Origin of the sequence: Actinomadura sp. KC345, assembly GCF_004348515.1 — a bacterium.
In the GTDB taxonomy this organism is placed as follows: Bacteria; Actinomycetota; Actinomycetes; order Streptosporangiales; family Streptosporangiaceae; genus Spirillospora.
Genome location: NZ_SMKH01000485.1, coordinates 1 through 3,419, shown reverse-complemented (window position 1 = coordinate 3,419; position 3,419 = coordinate 1). Strand labels below are relative to the sequence as shown.

Genomic DNA, 3,419 nt, shown 5'->3' with positions numbered 1-3,419 from the left:
CGTCACTCGCCCGCACCACCTTCTCCTGTGGCAGCATCCCGACCCTCACCATGGGGCGACCGGCGTTCGGTGAAATCCCGTTCCCAGGTTTGGGCCCCGCCCTCCTGCGCAGTAGCCCTGACGCGCCTACGCCGCCCCCATGTCCCTCTCACTTATCCGCTCCGACCTGAAGCGATCGGGCCATTCGGTGTTTGGGAACATCCGGTACTTCAGGAGCAGGTCCACCCGCTCAGCCGCCGATTCCACGTCATCGCACTGGGACAGGAAACAGCCGCGCCCCCTGCCCGCCTCGAAGTAGCCCCACGCTCCGCCCACCATCGCCCGGACCGACACCACGGTCCCGACGTCCTCAGCGCGCCCCCTGGCGTAAACCCACAGCAGCGGCATTGGGAACCCGTACTGATCCTTGTCGTGTAACTCCACGCATCGGTAGCCCAGGGGCCTCAGTGCCACCGCTAGCAGTTCCAGATGCTGCACCGCCGTCTCGTCCCCCATGAAGGTCCGCCACCGCAGCACCGTTCGCCATCGCCCGAGAGCCCGGCGCACACCTTGGACCATTTCTCGCACCTTTCCGCTCAGCCTCGCCATGCTCGACTCATCCGCGCACCCCATCGGCTACGCGCGACCACACCCATTTCCCGACCGGATCGGTTCTGGTCACACCCCACTCAGTTGATAGCGCCTCTACGATCGCCAGCCCCCGCCCGCCTGTACCGTCCTCATGGCCGGGATTCAGCGCCTCCGCGTCCGGTGCCGCATCACGGGCTACACCTCCCACCGGCCGCTTGCGTACCGGACGGGCGTCCGAGGAATCCCACACCGCCAGCAGCACCGCCCCCGGCTCCCGCGTGAACCTCACCCGGATTTCCCGGTCGTCTCGCGTGTGCTCCACCGCGTTCGTCACAAGCTCGCTGGCGATCAAGGTGAGGTCACCGACGAGCCCGACCAACCCCCACTCCGCTAGACGGAGCTGCACGAGCGTCCGCACCTGACCCGGCGCCGTCCGCGCCACGAGACAGGTCATGTCCAACTCTCCAGCAGCCCCAATGGCCGCCCCCGTCGCGCTTCCTGCCATCACGACCACCACCCGGCCAGTGCAGAGACGGTTACCGCCGCCAACTCCTTGGCTGGTTTGTGCGTAAGATCCGTCATGGGCCGGAACCACCTTCCGGTCAAGGGCTCGGCCAGCGGGGCAAACGCTGCGTCCGGGCCCGGCTTGTGTTCGGGGCATTGACGATCCACCGCTCGCGCGGACATCTGTACAGCGTTTCTGGGACGTCTAGGACGTTTTCGAGTTACCGTGTTGAACGTCCCAGACGTCCCGACGGAAGCGGTGAAGCTGTGGCCAACGACGCACTACGACTGGCCATGACCAATGCGAGACTGACAGAGCAAGACCTCGCCGAAGCCTGTCAAGTGGACATCAAGACCGTGGCCCGGTGGGTAACCGAGGGAGACCGCAGACCCCACCCGCGTCACCGCTGGGCAGCCTCGGACGCCTTGGGAGTTGATGAGGGCATGTTGTGGCCTGACGCCGTTCGCAAGAACATGAAGACTGGACCCGATCGAGAAATTGTTGCGGTGTACCCCTACCGGTCGGCCTGTCCCAGGTCGATCTGGCGCCGCCTCATCGGTGAGGCGGACAAGGAGTTGACCTTCGCTGGCTACACGAACTATTTCCTGTGGCTGGAGATCCCCAACCTTCGGAACGTGCTGCGCCGCAAGGCCGAACGCGGCTGCCGAGTCCGGTTCTTGATCGGAGACCCCAATAGCGAGGTCACCCAGCGCCGCGAGGAACTCGAAAGCGTCCCACTCACCGTGAGTACCCGGATCAAGATCACCCTTGATGAACTATCGAAGATCATCCACGTACCCGGCGTCGAAGCTCGCTACGGCGATGATCACATCGCCATGAGCGTCTTCATCTTCGATGACGACATGCTCGTGACGCCGCACCTTGCGAACCTTGTAGGGCACGACTCCCCAATGTTCCACGTACAGCGCCAGCAAGACGATGGCCTTTACGACCGGTTCGCCTACCATGCCGCCGCACTCTGGGACGGCGGTGGTGCAATCAGGGAACTCACTCCCCAGTAGCACGAACCGTGTGAGGATTTTCCCTACTCAGGTCAAGGCGCGCGGCGCACCGCCGCGCGTTTTTGCGCATGGTGAGTCGATGCACACCGGTTCGGAAGTGGCTCGGGTGATGCCCGATCGGACGGATCAGGTTCGGGCGGGATCGTCGTCATTGGACATCCGGGCGGGCACGAGACCAAGCGGGGCCCCTACCCCACTTGGCTCGGCCCGCCGACGCCTTGACAGCATCCCGCCGCCCTACCCACCACCGCGAGCATCCGGCCGTGCCCGCTCCCATCGGCCAGCATGGAGGCCGCTTCCGCGACCGGCAGCCGTGCTTGCATCCTGGTCAGCCTCAGCCCTGAGCGCGGGCACGCCCGTCGGCTGCTAGGCATCACGACAGACAAGACCGCAGCTCAGGCGCCGTCCGGGCCCGCATCCATCGCCCGACGCCCGGGGCTCGCGCACGAACCTCCACGCGATGAGTCGCCGACGTCTCGTTGCAACCGGAGGCGTCAGCCTCACTGCACAAGGACGAAAATACGGGGCCCGACATGGCCGAACCCCGTATAAATGGAGCGATTGTTTTCGCTGAGATTGTTTCCAGCCGCCCGAGTTACTGGGCGGTTATTGGTTCAGGCCACGATCGCGCTGATGAGTGCGGCGATCAGGATCCAGAGCTTGTGCCAGCTCTGGTCCAGTGCGTAGGCACCGGTCCCGAGCGTGGGGTTGTCGTCTCGTTCGTGTCCGTTCTTGTCCTGCCCGGTGCGTGGCGCACCGAGGCGGTAGAAACCGGCCAGGCCGAGGCGCCCTGCCAGACCCATGAGCGTGCTACGCTGGTCCGCCCAGTAGTGGGTGACGGCGGAAACCGCCTGTCCCAGAACGAAGCCGAGCCAGCTCATCTGAAGCGCGAACACGTACCACATCGACCCCACCGCGAAGGCGGTGCAGAGAGTGTAGGACGCGACGTGCTTGGCGCAGGCCACCCGGCCCGTCCACTTCTTGTCTCCGTGGAGGCCCTTGTGTCCCGCCTGCCACGAGGTCTGGACCCAGTGGTCCGCGACTTCGTGCGTGATCAGCATCACAAAGCCAACAACTAAGAACGTGATGGCTTCGAACATATGTGCGGAAGTCATGATGACATCCCTTGATTGACGCTTTTGGTTGGTTGCTGGCGCCCGTTGGGGCACGCCAGTAGCGACAGTTCCGAGGAATCGGGATCCGGCAAGTGCCACTCGCGGCCGACTGCGACTCGCCGCACGGTCACTTGCTCAACGCCTCAGTAGGCGCGCAAGGTTCGGCTACTTCGGTTCCCAACCAACCCCGACCCCCACCCCTTACAA

4 protein-coding genes are annotated in these 3,419 nt (G+C 64.7%); 1 reads left to right on the top strand and 3 read right to left on the bottom strand.

What is annotated here, in order from left to right; all coding sequences use genetic code 11:
* Positions 1-126: 126 nt before the first annotated feature.
* Both E1281_RS38590 and E1281_RS40930 read right to left on the bottom strand, forming a co-directional pair.
* Positions 127-495 carry a hypothetical protein gene (locus E1281_RS38590; RefSeq protein ID WP_131884641.1) on the bottom strand — a complete coding sequence of 123 codons (369 nt, stop codon included), beginning with the start codon at positions 493-495 and terminating at the stop codon, positions 127-129.
* 100 nt (positions 496-595) lie between these two features.
* Positions 596-949 (bottom strand): ATP-binding protein, encoded by a 354-nt coding sequence (locus tag E1281_RS40930; protein WP_165959302.1) that lies wholly within the window; start codon positions 947-949, stop codon positions 596-598.
* A 392-nt stretch (positions 950-1,341) separates the two neighbouring features.
* On the opposite strand from E1281_RS40930, the gene E1281_RS38580 reads away from it, so the two are divergent.
* Positions 1,342-2,097 (top strand): XRE family transcriptional regulator, encoded by a 756-nt coding sequence (locus tag E1281_RS38580; protein ID WP_243717795.1) that lies wholly within the window; start codon positions 1,342-1,344, stop codon positions 2,095-2,097.
* 614 nt (positions 2,098-2,711) lie between these two features.
* Here the strand turns inward: E1281_RS38580 and E1281_RS38575 are convergent.
* Positions 2,712-3,197 carry a DUF3307 domain-containing protein gene (locus E1281_RS38575; protein ID WP_207943765.1) on the bottom strand — a complete coding sequence of 162 codons (486 nt, stop codon included), beginning with the start codon at positions 3,195-3,197 and terminating at the stop codon, positions 2,712-2,714.
* Positions 3,198-3,419: the final 222 nt, after the last annotated feature.